The 23,183-nt window shown below is 35.9% G+C and carries 14 protein-coding genes; 12 read left to right on the top strand and 2 right to left on the bottom strand.

Annotated features, from left to right (window positions below):
- Window positions 1-147: 147 nt before the first annotated feature.
- Window positions 148-1,674 (top strand): thiol-activated cytolysin family protein, encoded by a 1,527-nt coding sequence (locus MHI04_RS16330; RefSeq protein ID WP_058843379.1) that lies wholly within the window; start codon window positions 148-150, stop codon window positions 1,672-1,674.
- 169 nt (window positions 1,675-1,843) lie between these two features.
- Here MHI04_RS16330 and MHI04_RS16325 read toward each other — a convergent pair whose 3' ends face one another.
- Window positions 1,844-2,503 (bottom strand): 4'-phosphopantetheinyl transferase superfamily protein, encoded by a 660-nt coding sequence (locus MHI04_RS16325; RefSeq protein ID WP_051891636.1) that lies wholly within the window; start codon window positions 2,501-2,503, stop codon window positions 1,844-1,846.
- A gap of 65 nt (window positions 2,504-2,568) precedes the next feature.
- Entirely contained in the window at window positions 2,569-3,528 is a 960-nt protein-coding gene (locus MHI04_RS16320) for an AraC family transcriptional regulator (RefSeq protein ID WP_036121620.1), read from the bottom strand.
- Between the two features lie 56 nt (window positions 3,529-3,584).
- Here MHI04_RS16320 and MHI04_RS16315 point away from each other — a divergent pair, with 56 nt between their 5' ends.
- From MHI04_RS16315 to MHI04_RS16265, 11 genes are all read left to right on the top strand, one after another.
- Window positions 3,585-4,307: an MptD family putative ECF transporter S component gene (locus MHI04_RS16315; RefSeq protein ID WP_271910688.1), complete on the top strand. Its 723-nt coding sequence runs from the start codon at window positions 3,585-3,587 to the stop codon at window positions 4,305-4,307.
- A gap of 40 nt (window positions 4,308-4,347) precedes the next feature.
- Window positions 4,348-5,070, top strand: a complete 723-nt coding sequence (locus tag MHI04_RS16310) for an energy-coupling factor transporter transmembrane component T (RefSeq protein ID WP_051891635.1) — start codon at window positions 4,348-4,350, stop codon at window positions 5,068-5,070.
- Window positions 5,064-6,533, top strand: a complete 1,470-nt coding sequence (locus MHI04_RS16305; protein WP_058843377.1) for an energy-coupling factor ABC transporter ATP-binding protein — start codon at window positions 5,064-5,066, stop codon at window positions 6,531-6,533. The genes MHI04_RS16310 and MHI04_RS16305 overlap by 7 nt, the downstream gene beginning before the upstream one ends.
- Before the next feature lie 65 nt (window positions 6,534-6,598).
- Window positions 6,599-8,347 (top strand): ABC transporter ATP-binding protein, encoded by a 1,749-nt coding sequence (locus MHI04_RS16300; RefSeq protein ID WP_342535028.1) that lies wholly within the window; start codon window positions 6,599-6,601, stop codon window positions 8,345-8,347.
- Window positions 8,348-8,455: 108 nt separating this feature from the next.
- Window positions 8,456-10,168, top strand: a complete 1,713-nt coding sequence (locus MHI04_RS16295) for an ABC transporter ATP-binding protein (protein WP_342535027.1) — start codon at window positions 8,456-8,458, stop codon at window positions 10,166-10,168.
- Window positions 10,169-10,205: 37 nt separating this feature from the next.
- Complete coding sequence (locus MHI04_RS16290; protein ID WP_342535026.1) at window positions 10,206-11,849, top strand: AMP-binding protein; 1,644 nt, start codon at window positions 10,206-10,208, stop codon at window positions 11,847-11,849.
- Entirely contained in the window at window positions 11,846-19,648 is a 7,803-nt protein-coding gene (locus tag MHI04_RS16285) for an amino acid adenylation domain-containing protein (protein WP_342535025.1), read from the top strand. Before MHI04_RS16290 ends, MHI04_RS16285 begins: the two co-directional genes overlap by 4 nt.
- Complete coding sequence (locus MHI04_RS16280) at window positions 19,645-20,613, top strand: MetQ/NlpA family ABC transporter substrate-binding protein (RefSeq protein ID WP_342535024.1); 969 nt, start codon at window positions 19,645-19,647, stop codon at window positions 20,611-20,613. The genes MHI04_RS16285 and MHI04_RS16280 overlap by 4 nt, the downstream gene beginning before the upstream one ends.
- A gap of 14 nt (window positions 20,614-20,627) precedes the next feature.
- The gene (locus MHI04_RS16275) at window positions 20,628-21,386 is read left to right on the top strand and encodes an ABC transporter ATP-binding protein (protein WP_036121594.1); all 759 of its coding nucleotides are present in this window, start codon (window positions 20,628-20,630) and stop codon (window positions 21,384-21,386) included.
- Window positions 21,370-22,134: an ABC transporter permease subunit gene (locus MHI04_RS16270; RefSeq protein WP_036121591.1), complete on the top strand. Its 765-nt coding sequence runs from the start codon at window positions 21,370-21,372 to the stop codon at window positions 22,132-22,134. Before MHI04_RS16275 ends, MHI04_RS16270 begins: the two co-directional genes overlap by 17 nt.
- An 11-nt stretch (window positions 22,135-22,145) precedes the next feature.
- Window positions 22,146-23,183, top strand: a complete 1,038-nt coding sequence (locus MHI04_RS16265) for a methyltransferase (RefSeq protein ID WP_342535023.1) — start codon at window positions 22,146-22,148, stop codon at window positions 23,181-23,183.

Genomic DNA, 23,183 nt, shown 5'->3' with positions numbered 1-23,183 from the left:
GCTTACTTAAGAGGGAATAGTTAGGATATCATAGCAAATATTACACAATAGTCATTAGTACATACTAGATAGCAAGTTGAAAATGAAACCAAAATACTATTTTTGAAAATTAATTTTGTATGGTATAATTTCCTATAAAAGGAGTGGATTTATTTGGGAATTCAAAAAGTAATCAAGTTTTTATTATGTTTATCTCTTAGTTTATGTATCATAAATTATCCTAGTATTTCTTTTGCTGAAACACTTGATATGAATACATCTAGTGAAAAAAGCATATCTGACATTGATACAGGTATAGCAAACTTGAACTACAATAACAAGGAAGTATTAGCAGTGAATGGTGACAAGGTTGATAGCTTTGTTCCAAAAGAAGGTATTAACTCAAATAATAAATTTATAGTGGTTGAACGTAATAAAAAATCACTTACAACTTCACCGGTGGATATTTCAATTATTGATTCTATGGCGAATCGTACATATCCAGGAGCATTACAACTTGCAAACCGAGCTTTTGTAGACAATCAACCTAGTTTATTGGTAGCTAAAAGAAAACCTCTAAATATTAGCATTGATTTACCTGGCATGAAAAGGGAAAATACTATAACGGTGGATAATCCAACATATGGTAATGTGTCTGGGGCAGTAGATGAGTTAGTATCTACTTGGAGTGAGAAATATTCCACAACACATACTTTACCTGCAAGACTACAATATTCTGAATCTATGGTTTATAGCAAATCTCAAATAGCGAGTGCTCTGAATGTTAACGCTCAAGTTCTTGACAATTCACTAGGGATTGACTTTAATGCGATTGCGAACGGCGAGAAAAAAGTGATGGTTGCAGCATACAAACAAATATTTTATACCGTAAGTGCTGAACTACCTAACAATCCATCAGACCTTTTTGATGATAGTGTCCATTTTGAAGAATTAACGCGTAAAGGGGTAAGTAATGATGCTCCTCCCGTTATGGTATCTAATGTAGCTTATGGTAGAACAATTTATGTGAAATTAGAAACAAGCTCTAAGAGCAAGGATGTACAAGCTGCTTTTAAAGCCTTACTGAAGAATGTCAATACGAATGTAGAAACTAGTGCACAGTACAAGGATATTTTTGAAGAAAGCTCCTTTACGGCTGTAGTATTAGGAGGAGATTCACAAAAGCATAATCAAATTGTCTCAAAGGACTTTAATGATATTCGAGGAATAATTAAAGATAATGCAGAATTTAGTCTTAAAAATCCAGCATATCCAATTTCGTATACAAGTGTTTTCTTAAAGGATCATTCAATTGCTGCTGTTCATAATAATACAGATTATATTGAGACGACATCTACAGAATATTCTAAAGGAAAGATCATCCTTGATCATTATGGTGCATATGTTGCTCAATTTGAAGTAGCCTGGGACGAATTTTCCTATGATGAAAATGGAAATGAAGTATTAACCCATAAAACTTGGGATGGAAATTGGAAGGACAAAACAGCTCATTTCTCTACAGTAATACCACTTCCTGCTAATTCAAAAAATATAAGAATTTATGCAAGAGAGTGTACAGGTCTTGCCTGGGAATGGTGGAGAACGGTTATTGATGAATATAATGTTCCAATGTCTAATGAAATCAAAGTCTCCATTGGAGGAACGACATTATACCCAACAGGTAGTATTAATTAACATCAAAATTCATCATAATGATGTGAAAAATGATATTCAATTTCGATAATAGCGTTTTACCTCCTAACAAATTATTGTTAGGAGGTTTTTTGCGTTGGTTAGAACCTGTACAAGTCCGATTGGTGAAAGCAATTAATCCGTGGGAGATGAAAGCCCCCACGGATTGCATTCAAGATTCATAAACCATCTTATTGTTGAAAGAGGTGATGATAGTCTGTAAAGATAATAATTCAATAGCATTTGCTTCAATAGCTTCAGTAGAGCAGCAAGCAAGCGAATATTGTCCTTCGAGATGGGTGGATAAAAAAGAAAGAATGTCACAATGGTTACCATGGAAATGAATAGTGCCATCCATTATTTTAAAAGAAAAAGATTGAAGTGGCGTTGATAAGCCAATGCCTAAGTATTTGATGTAGGCTTCCTTTAATGTCCAAAGCTTAAAAAAATAATCTAATTGATCCTTGTCCGATAACGTGATGAGATCCTTATATTCCTCAGAGGAGAATATATGCTGGGCAAGATTGAGATCCAATAAATGATGCTTTTCAATGTCAACGCCAATTTCTGTATTACTGACACCACAAAAAACATAATTTCCTGAATGAGAAACATTGAAAAAGGCATTTGGTAAATTTTTAATAAAAGGTTTGCCATACGAATTATTAGCAAATTCAATAGTACAGGGGGCTATATTAAAATTTGTTGAAATTAAATATCTAGCTAATATATCCCCTAATAGCCCTCGCTTGTAGTCTTCTTTATAGTGAAATTTTTGAAGTCTATTTTTTTTCTCATTGGAAATAAAAGCTGTAAGTTTCGAATGGTACATGTCAAAGTGTACATCTGTAATTGAAAGTAAAGCCAGTTTTATAATAATTATACCCTCCTATTCGTTTAGCCTTTCGATAATTGCTGTCTATATTCTTTAGGTGTGAGGTCTAGATAACGTTTAAATAGTTCTGAAAACCTTCCGGCACTTTGATAGCCTACTTTCCGAGCAATCTCATTAATAGGAAGCTCTGTATGAGCTAGTAGTTTCTCAGCCTGATGGACTCGTTGCTTTTGGATATATTCAGTAATTGTACAATGATACACTTCTTTAAATAGCTTTTTTAATTTTGTAGCACCCATACATGAAATTTTCGTTAAATGATCTAATGTTAGTTGAAGCGTATAGTAATTTTCGATATGAGCGGCTACATGCTCAATATGGTGAATATCTTCTTTAGAAATTTGTGAGCAATGACATGTTTTATCAGAAAGGGCTCGTTCCATAATGAGAGCCAATGCTTCATATACTTTTCCTTCATAAAAAAGGGCAGAAGTTAGGTCGGAACCTCGATAAGCAGCTATTTGTCGAAGGAGAATAACCATCTCTGAAAAAGTAGATGTCGCTTTTAATGTTGTTAACGCTTGTCGTGGATTCACATATTTTTCACCATATTTATATGCTAAAAATTGATCACAAAATGTAGCAGTAAACTCAATGCCAATTGATTGTACTGGAATATTTTTATGAATAATAGCACTATATTTTTCACCTTTGCTCCAATAGCTTCTTATATAGCCAGACTTTAATGGTTGATAAGGATGAAGCTCCTCGCCTGAAATAGATTCGTAGTATGTGATTGTTAGTAGCTCAGGCATCGTTAATTCTAATCGATGATCCTCAAAAAAATAAAAATCATGAATAAGAATAGAAAACATATCTTTGGCATGATATATCCAATAATACCCGTTACCTAAAGCTGGATCAATTGTGAAAGTAGTTCCTATGGCGTTATATTTACTCTTCTGATCATCTTGTGAAAATCCATTTTTTAATAATAGAGGTTCAAAATGTTGTAAAGTCATTTGCTTTCCCCTTCCCTCAATTAGACATTCCTTTTCCTTGATTAGACGTAAACACAGTGTGGGCATATTTTTATGTACTGTTATTCATTATAATAGATAATGATAATCGTTATCAATTAAAGGTGCTAATTATAGTAAAAATTACAATAGAAAGGGATTGTGATGTAAATATGTATACACAAACGATGCAACAAAAAACGCTTACGATGAAAGATTTAATAACAGTCGGTATTTTCTCAGCGCTTTTCTTTATATTTATGATGATTGGGTCAGCCTTTTTCGCACCCAACCCTGTATTGACTTTTTTAATGCCAGCGGGTGCAGCCCTATTAACGGGCCCTATTTATTTATTAATGCTAGCGAAAGTACCGAAATTTGGCCCAATACTAATTTTGGGGATATTGATAGCGATTATTACGTTCGTAACAGGAATGTACTGGTTATGGTCATTAGCATGTATAGTACTAGCTTTGCTAGGCGAATTCATTGCATCAATCGGCAAGTATAAAAATAATACGATTAATATGATGAGTTATATTGTTTTTTCACTTCATCCTATGGGGTCTTACATAATGCTATGGTTCAATCAACAAGCATATAAGGAGTATTTAGTAGGTCAAGGAACAGAACAAGCTTATATGGATACGATGCTAACAACGGCCCAAAACTGGATGCTACCAGCAATGATTATTGGTACAATGCTCTGCGCACTCATTAGTGGTTTTTTAGGGAAAAAATTATTGAAAAAACAGTTTGAGAAATCTGGGGTACTGGCATAGCTAGAGTGGTGAAACTTTAAGATTAAGGGAGAAGATTTATATGTATGAGCAGAGCAATGTGCATATGCAAGTTTCCACCGTCAAGCTTGATCCAAGAACAAAAATATACCTGCTACTGTTAGTGAATGTTGCGGTGTTTTTGTCACCTTCTTTTCAATACGAACTGCTATTAATGGTCATCATATTTAGTCTTTGTCTATTGATGGGTATGTTGTCATTTTCAATAAAAATGATGCTAGGATATGGATTTATTCTAGGTATTCACTTTATAAGTGAAAGATTTTTATCTGGTACATGGGAGCTAATGTTTGTCTCGTTTGCTATGTTTATTAGAAAAATTTTTCCATGTGTTGTCATGGGAGGGTTACTAGTTGGGACTACCAAAATCAATGAATTTATGACGGCCTTAGGAAAACTACGACTTTCAAAAAAAGTAATTATTCCATTAGCCGTCATGTTACGCTATTTTCCTATGATTGGGGAAGATTGGCGCTATATAAAGGATGCGATGAAATTAAGGGGCATTTCTCCCTCCATCATAGGCTTTCTAACAAAACCTATGCAAACGGTTGAATGCATATATGTTCCTTTAATGATGGCAGCATCCAAAATTGCTGATGAATTATCTGCTGCAAGTATAGCGAGGGGAATTGAAAACCCGAAAGAGCGCTCTTGCTTTCAACATGTACATTTTCAACTAAGCGATAGTATTGTCGTTTTTGTATTGACGTTTTTTGTATTTGGAGGGCTGTTCATATGTTGAAAATCGAGCAATATTCATTCCATTATACAGATGAGAAAAGTGAAGGTATCGAAAATATAAATTTTCATGTGAAAAGAGGACAGTGCATTTTATTATGTGGTAAAAGTGGCTGTGGGAAAACAACGATTATCAGAGCAATTAACGGTTTAATTCCTTATTTTTATTTCGGCCAACTTAAAGGGCAAGTGATGTTAAATAATCTACCTGTAGAAAATAGAAAGATGTATGAATTAAGTGAACAGGTAGGGACAGTTTTTCAAAATCCACGATCACAGTTTTTTAACGTTGATACAGATAGTGAGATTGTATTTGGAATGGAAAACATGGCATATCCAAAAGAAATGATGGAAGAAAGAATGCAAGAGATTACATTGGAACTTCGTTTAGAAAAGCTTCGTCGTCGTAATATTTTTCATTTATCAGGTGGTGAGAAGCAGAAGATTGCCTTTGCGAGTGTCTATGCTGTTGCACCAGATGTTTTTGTGCTAGATGAGCCTTCGTCTAATTTAGATGCGGCTGCTATTGAAGAATTAAAGGAGATGATTGCCTTACTAAAAATGCAAGGTAAGACGATTATTATATCTGAACATCGACTTTATTATTTAAGAGATTTAATTGATACTGCCATTGTGTTAAATAAGGGACAAATTGTATCAACTTATACACAAAAGGAATTTTTACAGCTTTCGAATCAACAGCTGGAACAATTGGGGCTACGCACGCTTTATTTAAGCAATGTACAGTTTCAACATCGACAGCAGCCTGCTAAACATAAAGTCCATGAACTTATTGTGAAGGATGTTACGATTTCACATAAAAAGAGAAATATACTGGAAAATATACACTTTGCAGCAAAAAGCGGCGAAATTATTGCCATCACAGGACATAATGGGGCAGGGAAAACGACCTTTGCTAGATCGCTATGTGGTCTACATAAAATAACATCTGGAAATATTTATTTTAATAAACAAAAACTAACTTCGAAAAAACAAGCACAGCTCTCCTATCTGGTGATGCAAGATGTTAATTATCAGTTATTTGCTGAAACAGTCGAAAAGGAATGTGTCTTTGGGGTGAAAAATCCTGATTCAAATTTAGTACAACAAGTATTGGAGGAGATGGATTTATTAGAGTTGACAGAACGACACCCTAATACATTATCAGGTGGACAAAAACAAAGGCTTGCAGTAGCGGCTAGTTTAATAAGTGAAAAGGAAATTTTAGTATTTGATGAACCGACAAGTGGACTAGATTATGACAGTATGCAAAAGGTGGCAAGTATTTTAAAAAGTTTAGCGGAGGCTAATAAAATTGTTTTTGTTATAACACATGACCTGGAATTTATAGCGACCTGCTGTCATCGTATTCTTCGTTTTGAAGATGGAAAGAAGCAAGACGATTATATACTGAATAAAGAAAATCAGCAGTATACAATTGATGCTTTCACTCTACAGCAAGGTTAGCGGCTGCTGAGTAAAGTACAATGTGAAATTACACAGATGATTGTGTAGGAAGGGGCTGAATAACAATGGAAAAAGCACTACAAAATAAAAATCCGATCTTCATGCTTCTTTCTTGGGCAGGAAAAGATAAAAAATATTTATATTTATCGGTTTTATGTTCTTTAATTAGTGGTCTTTCTACAATTGTACCTTATTTCGTTATTTATCAAATTATTGAGCAAGTCTATCACAATACCTTAACGGAAGCCTTATTAATTCAAAATTTATTACTTTTGATTACATCGATCATTGTTCGATTTGGGCTCTTTGCTATTTCTGGTACTCTCTCGCATAAAGGAGCCTATCGAACGTTATTTAAAGTGCGTTGTCAAGTAACAGAGCATATGGCACAAGTACCATTAGGCTCTTTAAATGAACGAAATACAGGGGAAATTAAAACATTATTAAATGAAGAAATCGAAAAATTAGAATTATTTTTAGCCCATCATTTACCAGAGCTCGTCTTTTATATGAGTGGTCCAATAGCTGTCTTTATCTATTTATGTACGGTAAATGTACCGTTAGCGCTTATTTCGTTTATTCCATTAATCATTGCAGTAGCAGTTATGGCCATCATGTTTCGTGGTACGAATCAAATGATGGATCGTGCAGCACGTTCTATAGCTAATTTAAATGCAATCATTATCGAATATATTCAAGGCATGCGTTTAATTAAGGCATTTAACATGAGCAGTTCATCTTTTCAAAAGTTTGCTAAAGCTGTAGATGATGAATTTAAGACATGGAAAGAAATATCTTTGAAAATGGGCCCACCATATGCGAGCTATATCATTATTATAGAGTGCGGTTTATTGCTAATGGTGCCCATAGGTGGCATGTGGTTCTTAAATGGTAGCTTAACAGGAAGTGTCTTTATTCTTTTTGCATTTGTAGGTTCATTGTATTTAACAGAACTACGCCCTCTACAAGAATTAGGCATGAACTTTGCACAAGTATTAAATGCTGTAAAGAAATGTGTAACTTTTTTAGAAACACCTGTTTTTGAACAAGGGCAAGCATTTCCAAAGAATTATACTATTGAATTGAAAAATGTTAACTACTCTTATGATGGGCAGAAAGAACATTTAAAAAATGTGAATCTAACGATTGCTGAAAATGAAAAAATAGCTATTGTCGGTGCTTCAGGTTCAGGGAAAAGTACAATTGTCCAGTTGATTTCACGCTTTAATGATGTTCAACAAGGGGAAGTGTTAATCGGCAATCAAAACGTCAAGGCTATTGAGTATGAGGAATTATTAAAAAATATAACGATAGTATTCCAAAAGACATTTTTAACGAGTGGGACCGTTTTCGAAAATATTGGTATGGGCTCTAGCGCCACACTTGATGAAGTAAGAGAAGCAGCAAAAAAGGCCCAAATTGATGATTTTATCATTTCATTACCAGATGGTTATGATACGAAGGTAGGGAGCTTTGGCATTAGATTTTCTGGTGGTGAAAAGCAGCGTATTGCGATTGCACGTGCCATTTTAAAAAATGCGCCTATACTAATATTGGATGAAGCCACATCCGCAGCCGACCCAGAAAATCAAGCCGAAATTGATCAGGCCATTGCTGAGCTTTGTGTAGGTAAAACGGTTATTATCATTGCACATCGTCTTGGAATGATTAAGCATTGTGACCGAGTGGCCATTGTCGAAAATGAAACAATTCAAGCGTGTGGAACACATCAAGATATGCTAGAAGAATGCCCTTCATATAAAAAAGTTTGGCAGGATTATAGCAAAGCTAGAGAAATTACGTATGAATTGTAAGATATTTATCTTGGTTCAGCAGATGTCACATATTTGGAAGAAAATTACCTACGTAGCGACGGGTACAATTACGCCAAGGCGTAATTAATGGATGAAGGAGAATCTAGTATGGACAAAAAACATGCATTTAGAAAAAATATTTCTTTTTATCTTTCTGTTGTTTTCAATGTCATCGAAGGGATGCTAGCTGGTTTTAATTTTATCGTTTTATACTACACGATCAAAGCCTTAATTACAGAGCAATTAACGATGAGCATGTTAACTCAAACTATATTATTATTAGGTGCTGTTTTTGTTATTCGCTTAATTGTCTATGCATTTGGTTATACGAGAGGGCAAATTGGTGGTGCGCAAGTGAGTAGAATTCTTCGCTTGTCGCTGGGCGATAAAATGAAAAAAATACCACTTTCCTCCTTTACGAAGGCACAAATTGGCGAGTACATTAATGCAACGACAACAAGTGTTAATAATTATGAAAATATTTTGACTCATAAAATTGGTGATATTATAAAAAATACTTCGTTTAGCTTACTGTTAATTGGCTTCGTTGCAACGCATTCGATATCTGCTGGAATAGTTCTTTTATGTTCAGGCTTATTATTATTACCATCACTTTACTTGTCCTTTTTAATGGTAAAAAAATACGGGAACGAGAAGAAAAATATTATGACAAAAAATACAAGTGATGTAGTGGAGTATATTAATGGTATTCAAACGCTACGATCATTTGGTTTAGGTGGTGTTAAAAATAAAGCAACAACTGATTCTATGAAAGCCTATAGTGATATTAGTTATGTATATGAGATCAAAGTAATTCCAATTGGTACGATATTTAGTATTCTCTGTTGGTTCAGTTTACCGATTGTTCTTTATTTAGCAGGTCATCAATGGTTGGCAGGAAATCTAGAGGCTTCTTCCTTCTTTCTAATTAGCATCAGCCCTTTATTTACATGTAAATTGTTTGGCACACTTTTTATTGACCTTACCTCTTATAAAAATTTTATGATTGCCAAACGCCAAATTGAAGCTGTATTAGATGCAGAGGAAGAGCCATCAAGTGATGCCTTTTTTGAACCTGAACAATATAGTATAGCTTTTCACAATGTGAATTTCGCCTATAGCCAAGAAGAACCTGTATTGCGTGATATTAATTTTGAAATTGGGTCTTCCCAGTTTGTAGCAATTGTCGGGCCATCGGGTTCGGGAAAATCAACTATTTTAAATTTAATCACAAAATATTATGAGCCTAATCGTGGTGATATTTTAATTGGTCAGCAAACGATTCAATCGATCGCTACTGAAAAAGTAATGCAAAAAATTTCAATGGTTGATCAAGATACTTTTTTGTTTAATGACACGATATTAAATAATATTCGCTATACAAAGCCAGAAGCAACAAAACAAGAAATTATTAATGCTGCAAAAGAGGCCAACTGCCATGATTTTATTGAGAAGTTGGAGTATGGCTATGACACAATCATTGGGGAAAATGGTAATAAGTTATCTGGTGGTGAAAGGCAGCGTATATCCATTGCACGTGCCATTTTAAAGGACAGTCCTATACTTTTATTAGATGAAGCGACCGCTTCGTTAGATATCGAAAATGAGTTAGCTGTAAAAGAAGCGATTAAAAATCTTTTGAAAAAGAAAAAAACAGTTGTGATGATTGCCCATACACTTTCCATTATTAAAAATGCAGACAATATATTAGTTGTGGATGGAGGACAAATCGTTGAAGAAGGGTCACATCAAAGTCTTATCGCTGAGGAGGGCAAATATGCAGCTATGTGGAAAAAAGAACATCAATTAAGTATCGTCTAACAAATAGATGTTAACAGAGAGAATGGAGGCGAAAAGGATGTCTCAGCAAATGGATTGGTATTTACAAGAAGTAGAACGATATGAAGAATTGGGCTTTTTAAGAAAGAAAACATTAATGGAAGAGCTTGACATCATTGCTCAACGGTTTCCGCATCATCTGGCAGTAGTGGAAGGGAATCGACGCTTAACTTATGAAGAGCTGCTTCAAGAAATTGAGCAATTATCGTCAGGCTTTTTATCTTTAGGTTGGCAGCAGGGTGATCGGGTTTTAATGCAGTTACCAAATACAATTGAATTTATTACTGTTTTATTTAGTTTGTTAAAAATAGGTGTGCAGCCTGTTTTGATGTTGCCATCCCATAGAGAAGTAGAAATCGATACAGTTGCCAAAATGGTTCAGCCAATAGCTTATATATGTTGCAGTAGTTATCTAGGTTTCCAGTATGAATGTATGGCCGCACAGGTAATTCCTCAGCATAAAAGTATTCGATATATTGTGACGGTTGGGGAATCCACCATACAGTGGCCAGCATCCTATACACATGTAACAGTAGATCAGCTGAAAGAAAGGAACTATTCATTAGCAATTAGCGCTTCACCTCACTATAGAGATACTGCATTATACTTATTGTCTGGTGGCACAACAGGCATTCCCAAAATAATTCCGAAAATACATGAAGCTTATGCCTATAATGCATTCGCCTCTGCTGAAAAATGTGGAATGACTCCTGAAACGGCATACATGGCTGTACTATCGATTTCACATGATTATCCGTTATGCTCACCAGGTATATTAGGTACTCTTTTTACAGGTGGGAAAGTGGTATTATGTCAAACTTCTAGCTTTGATGAAGCATTTCATGAAATCGAAAAAGAACAGGTGACACATACCGCCATTGTACCAACAATTGCTAGCCTTTGGTTAGAAGCATTTGAATGGTATGAAGATTTGAATATGTCGAGCTTAGAGGTGGTCTTAATTGGCGCTGCTCACATAGAGCAGGAAATGGCTGTTCAATTTATGAATACATTTCACTGTAAAATACAACAAGGATACGGACTCGGCGAAGGGATTACTTGTTTCACAGCATTAAATGATCCTGTAGAAATTGTTACAAGCTGTCAAGGGCAGGCAATTTCGATAGGTGATGAAATAAAGATTATAGATGAGCTAGGAAGAGAAGTTCCTCAGGGTCAGCTTGGAGAATTGGTGGCAAAAGGTCCGTATACATTTGGCGGATACTATCAAGCATCTGCTTTAAATGCAGAAATTTTTACCAAGGATTACTTTTTACGTACTGGTGATAAGGCTCGTATTACATCAGATGGAAATATACAAATTGTCGGTCGAGTAAGGGAGCAAATTAATCGTGCAGGTGAAAATGTTATACCATCTGAAATTGAAAGTTTTTTACGTACACAGCCAATGATAAAAGATGCTGCTGTTGTTGGTTTACCAGATAAGGATCTAGGAGAAAGCATTTGTGCATTTATAGTGACCGATGGACAAAGAATGGAACGAGATGAGATATGTAGTTATTTATTTCATATAGGTGTTGCTCCATATAAACTTCCAGATCGAATCATATATGTTGAGCGATTACCGTTTATAAATGTAGGGAAAGTGGATAAAAAAAAATTAAAACAGATGGCTATGGAAAGTGAGGCGTCTATGCATTGAAATTAGAAAGTGATTTAGACATCATCCGAAATCTAGCATTAGAAGTCAATCAACTCCTCGGTATAAAGAAAGAAATACGCGCGGATCAAAATTTATTGGAGTTAGGCTTAAACTCCTTACAAGTCATGAAATTAGTCAGCAAACTAAAAAAAGCTGGCATTACCATTACTTTCAAAGAATTAATATCGGAACCTTATTTGAGCGCTTGGTACGAATTATTAAATAGAGAGGCTGTCCATTCAATAAATAGTGATAACTCCCTATTAGAAAATCAAGATAAAACAATACCTAATATGTATGAGCCATTTCCATTAACAGATGTACAGTATGCCTATTGGGTTGGGCGACAAAGCGGTCAATATTTAGGCGGAAATGGCTGTCATGGTTATATGGAAATTAACGGTCAACATATTGATATAGAGCGGCTTGAATCGGCATGGGCCATCATTGTCCAGCATCATCCTATGCTCCGTGTTAAGTATACGGAGGATGGCCAACAGCAAGTTTTAACAGCATCCCCTTTTACAGCTATTGCTGTTCACGATTTAACAACATGTTCACAAGACGAGGTTAATCAACAATTAGAAGCTATTCGTGCGAATACTTCACATCGGCTATTGGCAATTGATCAAGGGGAAGTAGCTCGATTACAGCTATCTCTATTGCCTGATGGTAAAACGCGACTTCATTTCGATATCGACTTACTTGTAGCTGATGTGCAAAGTTTCCAAATCATTTTACATGATTTAGCGGCCGCTTATACTAGACAACAAAAACCAAAAGCACCTGAAAATTGGAACTTTGCGAAATATCTTTATGATAAAAAATTAGCAAATGCTGATGAAGAACGTTATGCCGAAGCCTATTGGAAAAACAGGTTAGCCACTTTACCATTAGGTCCTAAACTACCGTTGTCAAACAATGCTGCGTTGATACAACACGAACCTAAATTTACAAGAAGAGAGTACTTTTTAGAAGATACTGCTTGGAGCAAGCTGCAATTAATTGCCTCTCGTTATAACGTTACTTCTGCGATGGTATTGTTAGCAGCTTATGCTTACACATTAAATAAGTGGAGCAGTGAATCCCGTTTTCTTATGAATATACCATTGTTCAATCGAGATACTTTGTCTGAAGAGCTAGAGCATGTTGTAGCTGATTTTACTACCTTGTTATTATTGGAGGTTGATAGTGAAACACAACAGTCTTTTTTAGCCTTTACAAAAAGTTTACAACAGCAATTTCATCAAGATATGAACTATACGGCTTATTCAGGGGTCAAAATTCAACGAGATTTAGCTAAGTATCACCCAGATGAAAAAGTCTTTGCTCCAATCGTTTTTTCATGTAATTTAGGTGTACCACTTATTAATGAAGAATTTAAAGCTGCATTTGGCAAGATTCATTACATGATTTCTCAAACACCTCAAGTTTGGTTAGACTTTCAAATGTTTGATATGGATGGTGGTTTATTATGTATTTGGGATGGTTTGGATGACATATTTCCATCAGGCTTATTGGATGACATGTTTGATCTGTTTATCAAAACCATTCATTGGTTAATTGAAGACGAACAGCATTGGCTCCAACATCCAGCTATCGAAACGAAAGCACAAATAGCAAGACGTCAAGTAATAGAAGATTCCATAGTAACAGATTCTGCACAGTGCTTGCATACGTCTTTCTTTGAAATAGCAAAGCAACAACCATATGCTATAGCGCTAATAGATGGGATAGACCATCATGAAATAACTTATAAACAACTGACCTTACAGGCGGAACAGGTGGCTGCCACATTGTTACATAACGGCTTTAAAAAAGGTGATCGAGTAGCGATTTCATTGCCGAGAGGATTAGAGCAAATTCAAGCAATTTTAGGGGTTTTGGCTATTGGGGGATGCTTTGTTCCAGTACATGTGACACAGCCAAGTGAGCGCTATAAAAAAATTATGGAAAAGGCTAATGTAAGCTTTATCTTAACAGCTGCTCCCTATGAGGCAAAATATAAAAATATTGATCAAGTACAAGTTATTAAAATAGAACAAACACAACAATTTGGTCATGTGACATTGCCTAAAGTGGATGTAAACAGCTCAGCTTATATTATTTTTACATCAGGCTCAACGGGAGAACCAAAAGGTGTGGAAATTAGTCATAAAGCAGCTTGGAATACAATTACAGATATCAATCAAAAATATAACATAAGCATGGAAGATCGTATTTTAGCAGTATCCTCATTAGATTTTGATTTGTCTATATACGATATATTTGGTCTTTTGAGTGTTGGTGGCAGCATTGTTCTTCTTTCAGACGATACGGCTCGAAACGCTGATATTTGGTTAAAGTTGGTTCGTCATTATCATGTTACACTATGGAATTCTGTACCCGCTTTATTGAAAATGTTTTTAATAGAGGCAGAAAGTGCAAAATTAATTTGTTTAGATTTACGTATCATCATGCTGTCAGGTGATTGGATTAACTTAGATATTCCTGACCGATTGTTAAAAGTAGCACCGAGAGGTTTATTAGTAGCGATGGGTGGTGCGACAGAAGCGGCAATCTGGTCCAATTACTATAATGTTGATCACCCGTTACCAGCAAGTTGGCGATCGATCCCTTATGGAAGACCATTGAGAAATCAGTTTTATAGAGTGATTGATGTAAATGGAGAAGATTGTCCGAATTGGAAAGCAGGAGAATTGTGGATAGGCGGCGCTGGTATAGCCAAAGGGTATGTAGGAGAACCACAATTAACTGCTGAGCGTTTTATAGAAGAAAAAGGTATTCGCTGGTATAAGACAGGGGATAATGGGCGATTTTGGCATAATGGGCTTATTGAATTTTTAGGAAGAAATGATTCCCAGGTAAAGGTACGGGGTCATCGTATTGAATTAGGTGAAATCGAAAGTGTTATGCGAAGCTATGAGAAAGTGGAGGATGCCGTTGTCACTGTCAGAGGAGAGGAAAGCCAATATTTAGCTGCTTATATTGTAAGTTGTTCAGAAAAAGAGCAGGTACAATCTATAAAGAACAATAAACCCATGATTGATTGGTCTAACATAGATCAATTAAAAGCGTCAGGGTATTTTTTAAAAAATGTAAATGAGAATGAATATCGTTATCGATTATTTAAAAATTATTGTACCCACCTCACTACGGAAACGATTTGTAAAATACTTGTCAGATGTGGTTTTCCAATAGAAAAAGATGCAAGCTACAATAGGATAACGATCATAGAGCGAGAAAAGATCAACAGTCGATATCAAAGCTTAATCGATCAATGGTTTAGATTTTTAGAAAAAAACAATATCGTTTCATGTGATGGGCCGATTATTCATAATAAACAATGCTTAATCGTCCAAAATGAAGAATCGTTTCATCGTTTAAATAAAAAACAAACAACATATATAAATGAATTTATTTCTACCTTTTTTGAAAAAAGCTATGCACTTTTAACTGGTGAAATAGAGCCTTTAGAATTATTGCTTCCTCATAATGTACACACTTTAGAGCAATTGACAGATAACCTATCTGATGGAAACAAACAGCAAGAAGTATTCATAAACTTGATTCAAACGGTATTAAATCATCGAATAGAACGTCAAGCACCACTCAAAATATTAGAGATTGGGACGCGTCATATCAACACGCTTCAAATAGTAATGAAAGCATTTTCGACAGATGAGCTACATTATACGGCTACAGATGAATCCAACTATTTTTTAAATCGTGCTCAACAAATTGTAGGGTCACAACCGAATATCCATTACAAAATGCTTGATATAAATAAATGCCCGATTTCTCAAGGCTTTGTAGATGGTGACTATGATGTGATTGTGGCTTCTCATTCTTTACATAGAGCAGCCCATATTAGAAATTCACTTAAACATTTAAAAAAGCTATTAAAGCATGGCGGTTTATTCATTCAATTAGAAATGACGGAAAATAATTCTCTGCAATTAGTCAGTACAGCATTTTTAGAGGATGGCTTTACACATTATGAGGATGAAAGGGCAAAGACATGCCTTCCCTTATTATCAGAAAATGATTGGCTTTCAGTATTGACAGACGAGGGCTTCACCAATATGACGACGCAGTCTATTGATACCGCGTTTACACAGTATTTATTTGTAGCGCAAGTTGAACGACAATCAACATTAGATTTCCAATTAGAACCACTTTACCGTTACTTAGAACAACGATTACCAAACTATATGATTCCACAAGTCATTATTCAATTAGAGCAGTTGCCTATTACTGCTAATGGAAAAGTAGATCGAACAGCATTACCCATCCCTCAACAAGAGCAAGCTGATCTAGCTAAAAAGGATTTTATTGCACCAACAACCTCAATCGAATTGAGATTAGCACAAATATGGAAAGAAGTATTAGGGCAAGAAGCCATTAGCATAGACGATCATTATTTTGAGCTTGGTGGAGATTCATTATTAGCTACTCAGCTTAGTGCAAAAATAAAAGAGCAATTTGCTGTCAAAATGAGTTTAGAAGCCATCTTTAATCAACCAGTGTTTCAACAAATGGCCTTGTTATTAGAGGAACTAGTGCACCAAAAGTCAAATGAGGACTCGGAGAAAAAGTTACCAAGTATAGAGCCTAATGAGCAGGATCGTTTTAAGCCGTTCCCATTAACAGACGTTCAGCAAGCCTATTGGTTAGGCCGTAGCGGCATTTATGCGTACGGGGATGTATCTACTCATTGCTATTTTGAAATGGATTGTTCTTCCCTCGATCATGCAAGGGTGGAGCAAACATGGAATCGTCTTATCCAACATCATGATATGATGAGAGCCATTATTTTAAATGATGGACAACAGCAACAAGTCCAAGAATTTGTAGCGTATTATTCCATTGCTTCCTATAATCTTACGAATCTTTCAGCAGAACAACGTAAAGAACAGCTCACGTTAGTGCGCAGTGAGATGGAACATCAAACTTTTATTCCGAGTGAGTGGCCATTATTTGATATTCGTATGTCGGCCATTAATGAACAAAAAACAAGAATCCATATTAGTTTTGACAATATCATTTTTGATGGCTTTAGTATGTTCTATTTATTTAAAGAGTGGAAGCGGCTATATGATGATTCTTCAGCAAAACTACAAACACTTCAAACGACATTTAGAGATTATATACTGGCTTATCAAAAAATTCGAGAGACCGAAATGTATAAGCGGGATATTCAATATTGGCATCAGCGAATTGACAATATGTATCCAGCACCTGATTTACCACTGCTTGATTATAAAGAAGATTTATCTAACTGTAAATTTACAAGATACGAGGAAAAGCTATCGACAGAAGAATGGCTAGTATTAAAGCAATTGGCTGCCAAAATGAACTTGTCACCAGCCTCGTTGTTAATAGCTGCTTATGCTGAAACGTTAGCGAGATGGAGTAGCCAACCGAAATTTACGATTAATCTTACTCGTTTCCATCGTGTGTTGTTCGAACCAGATGTTGACCAGCTCATAGGTGATTTTACATCTCTTAATCTGTTATCTATTGATATGTCAAAAGGAGAATCTTTTTTAGAGCGTGCAAGAACTGTTCAAAAGCAATTATTGCAGGATTTAGAACATCCTTATGTAAGTGGTGTTTATGTCGAACGAGCACTAGCAAAAAAATGGAATCGACAAATGGGGATTATGATGCCCTTTGTCTTCACGAGTGGCTTAGGGCTTGAAAAAAATAATGGATCTACAACAAAAACTAGCTATTTAGGGGATATTGTATATGGATTATCTCAGACACCTCAAGTTTGGCTAGATCATCAAGTTTCAGAGCAAAAGGGTGAATTATGGTTAAGCTGGGATGCCATAGAGGAGCTTTTCCCGCAGTATCTAATTCGCGACATGTTTGAAGCATACACCCGTATTTTAAAGGAGCTTGCTAGGAAAGAAGACTTATGGCAACAGCCAATTAGGAGTCTTGTATGTTTCCCATGTCAAGAGCAAGAAGGGAAATTGAAAGGACCAGACACAGCTATCTCCGACGAGACATTAATCAGTCTTGTTGAAAAACAAATAGCAGCAAATCCTACTAATCTGGCAGTGATTTCGGAAGAAAAAAATATGACGTACGAACAGCTAAGTCATTTAACGAACCATACTGCGCAAGCAATACTCGCAATGGATCGTACTAAAGGAAGATTAGTTGCTGTTGTTATGGAAAAAGGATGGGAACAGATAGTTGCTGTTTTAGGCATTATGAAGGCAGGGAAGGCATATTTGCCGATAGATTGTACAACACCGATTGAACGGATGAAATTTCTTTTACAGGAAGGAGAAGTTCAATCCATTGTGACGCAAGCACATGTACTTAAACAGCTACCTTTTTTAAATGATTATCATGTGACAGTCATTGATCCTGAATGGGCACATCAAGAATGTTTTATTACTAGTCTTGAATTATTGTCTTCTGATTTAGCGTATGTCATTTATACTTCTGGTTCTACTGGAAAGCCGAAGGGGGTCATGATTGATCATCGAGGTGCAGTGAATACGATAGTAGATATTAATGATCGACTTGGCGTTTGTGCAGAGGATCGCATTCTTGCGTTATCTAACTTGACGTTTGATTTATCGGTCTATGATATTTTCGGTTTACTTGCTGTTGGAGGAGCCATAGTAGTACCACGAGCTGAGCGCATAAAAGATCCCGTTCATTGGAATGAATTATTGCAAACGCAGCACATTTCCATTTGGAATACAGTACCTGCCTTTATGCAAATGCTGGCACAATATACTAAAAATATAGAGTTTTTCACATATCCAACATTAAGAGCGGTACTACTGAGTGGAGACTGGATTCCAATAAGCTTGCCAAGTGAAATTTGGGAAATTGCTCCAAAGACACAAATTTTAGGATTAGGTGGTGCAACAGAGGCGTCTATATGGTCGAATATTTTCGATATACAAACAGTAGATGGGAATTGGAAGAGTATTCCATATGGGAAACCTTTAGCCAACCAATATTATTATATTTTAAATGACCAAATGGCGGCCTGCCCTGTGAATGTACCAGGAAATTTATATATCGGAGGAGTAGGGCTTGCAAAAGGCTATTGGAAAAATGAAGAGCGTACAAATGAGCAATTTTTAATTCATCCAATGACAAAAGAGCGTCTATATGCTACAGGCGACTTAGGGCGATATTTGCCTGATGGCAATATTGAATTTTTAGGAAGAGCAGATGCACAAATCAAATTAAATGGCTATCGGGTTGAAATAGGCGAAATAGATTATCACTTAGCTAAATTGCCTTGTGTGAAGGAAGCAGCAACCATTGTTCATGAACGTAATGGAACATCAATACTAGTGGCATATGTAGTATTAGAAGATGAACAAGATGGACTAAATAATGAACAATTTAAACAATTACTTGCTCAAAAATTGCCTCATTATATGTTGCCTACAATCTATAAATCTATTGATAAAATGCCTCTATCAGAAAATGGGAAAGTAAACCGTAAGTTTTTACAACAGTTACCATTGAATGAGCAAGAGCTGTCAAAGAAGTATAGAGCACCTTATACAGAGATGCAAAAAGACGTAGCAGCAATATGGGAAGAAATATTATCCTACGAACAGCCTGGACTTGATGATGACTTTTTCACATGTGGAGGTAATTCTTTAATGGCCATTCAAATGATCGGAAAAATAAAAGAGCAATTCACTATAGAGCTTTCTATTCAAACACTATTCACGCATACACGCCTTGAACAACTAGCAGCATATGTTGAAGAGCAAAGTGTCACTATGGAGGAAGGAGCTCTATGAGACAGCATCTCCTTGCCCGAATATGTTTCATGATTATCATGATGGCTTGCATAAGTGGCTGTAGTGAAGAAACAAAAATAGCTAAGCATTCTTCATTAAAAATAGGTGTGTTACGAATCGATGATAGTCTGCCTTTATATGTAGCTGAGAAGGATCAACTTTTTCAAAAATATGGTGTCGATGTTGAGCTTATAGAGTTTGGCAGTGCTTCTGACCAATCCAAGGCGATGGAGGCTGGTGAGCTCGACGGCATGATGACTGATATGATAGTCCAAAATTTAATAAAAAAAGGAGGCTTGGATGTTAAAACCATTGCATTAGCATTAGGTGCGACGGAGAAGGAGGGAAGATTTTTAGTCGTTTCTTCTCCGCAAAGCGCTATTGTTGAACCGAAACAGCTAGAAGGACAATCTGTAATGATCGCTGAAAATACAATGATGGATTATCTAATGGAGCAATATGAGCGCCATTTAAAACTAGAATCCTCCCAAATAACAAAAATTCATTTGCCGAATCTTTCATTACGTGTAGATGCCGTATTAGCTGGAAAAGAAGCGCAGGTAGCTATACTACCAGAGCCATTGGCAAGCTATGCAGTTGCCCAAGGTGCAAATATTGTCATTGATGATACAAAGCTTGGCGAGAACTTTTCCCAATCAGTCATCGTGATGACACAAAAAAATATAACAAAAAATAGAGCTGAGGTTAAAAAATTTCTGGAAGCCTACAATGAAGCCATTAAACAGGTAAATCGGCAGCCAGAAAAATACTTTGAGCTTGCCTTACAAGTGGCGAATGTACCAGAAATTTTAAAAGAACAATATACAGTTCCAGCCTTTACGCCTAATCGTGTACCAGCACAAGAAAATATTGAGCGTCTTTCGGATTGGTTAGTTTCTAAAGGATTATTAGAGCAAGCCTTTTCATATGAAGAGCTAGTAGAGACATCCTTAGAAGAACAGTAAAAGGAGGATAGGCCATGTATCAAATTCAGCATGTTGACTTAGCATACAAATCAGCCTCAGGTATGGTGAACGCTCTGCAAAATATTAGCCTTCATATATCTTTAGGTGAATGTGTAGCTATTGTTGGTGTCTCAGGTAGCGGAAAATCCTCATTTTTAAATATTGTAGCTGGCTTGGAGAAACCGACTAAAGGAACCATTTATTTTGATGGTAAAGAACTGAAAGGACCACAGCAGGAGATAGCGATTATTTTTCAAAATTATGGCCTGTTTCCATGGAAAAGCGTGAAAGCTAACATAGCTCTCCCTTTAAAGCTTGCTAAACGCTCTAAGCAGGAAAGGGACAGGGACACACAATTAATTTTATCGCAATTGAATATTCACGATTTGCAGAACCGCTACCCTTTCCAACTATCTGGGGGGCAGCAGCAGCGGGTTGCCATCGGTAGGGCTTTAATTCAAAAACCAAAAGTCTTGTTAATGGACGAGCCGTTTTCTGCATTAGATATTTTAACGAAGGAGCAATTCATGCAGACATTACAAACAATACGTCATGAAAGAAATTTAACCTTACTATTCGTGACACATAATATTGATGAAGCGCTGATGATGAGCGATCGAATTGTTGTATTTCACACGAATGGAAAAACAATTGCAGGAATTATTGAGAATGATTATCAAATAGAGGGGCGTCATCATCCTGCTTGCATGTATCGTCAGCAACAGCGGATTAAACAATTATTAAAGGGAGAGCCCTGTGAAGAAGACATATAGTATAGTGATTGCTGCCATCCTGATTATTTTATTATGGCATCTGTCTAGCATTGCATTAAATAAACCTTTTTTACCTTCTCCCTTTAAAGCAGGACTATCATTTTTAACAGTAGTAACAAACGGTGATTTAACACCACATTTTGTCATTAGTAGTTATCGAGTAGCTATTGGTATTGGCTGCGCTCTTTTATTAGCGATTCCTACAGGATTACTTATGGGATGGAATAACAAAATAGACCTCATATTAAGTCCTTTATTATATGTGCTCTACCCTATCCCGAAGGTTGTTTTTTTACCAATTATTCTTGTGTTATTTGGATTAGGCGATGCCCCAAAAATCATTTTAATTGCCTTTGTTCTTTATTTTCAATTAGTCGTAGTCATCCGTGATGCAGCGAAGGGAATTCCTTATGATCAGAAGCAAGTTATCCGGTCATTAAATGCTACAAAACTACAAACATTGTCTCATTTGACATTACCCTATTGCTTACCGAGTGTAATGACTTCTTTAAGGGCTTCATTAGGAACAGCATTAGCCATTCTATTTATAGCAGAAACTTTTGCATCTTTTAGCGGATTAGGATATTACATTTTAAATCGAATGGATAGTAGAGATTATCTAGCTATGTATGCAGGTGTGATAGGACTAGCTTTATTGGGTGGAGGGTTATATGCCCTTATTAATATCGCAGAAAACACTGTTTGTAAATGGTATAAATTGATGGCAGATAATAGCAGTAACCATTAAGGAGAAAAACTATGGATATACAAGGAAATATGATACGTTCAACGATTCAAGGCTTTTCTACATCTTATTTGCTCTATACAGCTTGTGAATTAGGAATATTTGATGCCTTATATCAAGAACGAAGACATGTATCGTTATTGGCAGAGGAATTAGCAATTGATGAAGACATACTCTTTCGTTTTATGAGACCATTAGTGGCTTTAAAGTATGTGAAAGAAGAAAAAAATTATTTTAATTTACTTCCTTTAGGGGAACGGTTGGCAGGACAAGCAAAGGATTCTTTAAAGGATTTTCTGCTATTTACAGGGAGACAAGCAATGCCTTATTGGTCAAAACTATGTGAGGCAATAAAAATGAACAAAATCCCATATCAATTAGTAGAGAAACAGCCTTATTTTCAAGCACAAATACAGCAAAACGAAAAATTTGAAGTGTTTCATAATATGATGAGTAAAACAAGTGAACAGCTTCAATTAGACACCTATTTCGCAGCAAAAAAGGATTGGCACTGTATCAAGACAATTATTGATATTGGTGGTGGATCTGGAGAGATAATTGTGAAATTTTTGGAATATTATCGCAATGCTCAAGGGGTTGTAATCGATTTACAACATGTTCAACAAAAGGCGGAGGAGAAGCTGGCACTTTACGGTTTCGATAGTCGATGTACGTTTCAGGCAGGAGATTTTTTTCATGCAGTGCCACGGTCAGGTGATCTCTATATTCTATCGAGAATTCTCCATGATTGGGAGGATGAAGCAGCAATTACAATTTTATGTAATATTGCCGAAAGTATGAGCGAAAATTCTGCACTAACTATTATTGAAAAAATATTACCAGAGGTCATTGAAGGAAATGCCTCGCATTTATATATGACAGATTTAAATATTTGGACGATGTGCGGAGGCAAGGAAAGAACACAATCGCAGTTTGAAGCGTTATTCCATCAAAGCGGCTTAAAGATCAAAGCACTTTATCCATTAAAAGAAGATGACTATCTAATAGAAGTTGTCAAAAAGGACTTCGAATATCAGGAGGGCATATTATAA

This window comes from Lysinibacillus sp. FSL K6-1151 (genome assembly GCF_038630755.1).
In the GTDB taxonomy this organism is placed as follows: domain Bacteria; phylum Bacillota; class Bacilli; order Bacillales_A; family Planococcaceae; genus Lysinibacillus; species Lysinibacillus fusiformis_D.
Note: the sequence above shows the minus strand (reverse complement) of the source record. Positions and strands in the feature narration are given on the sequence as shown.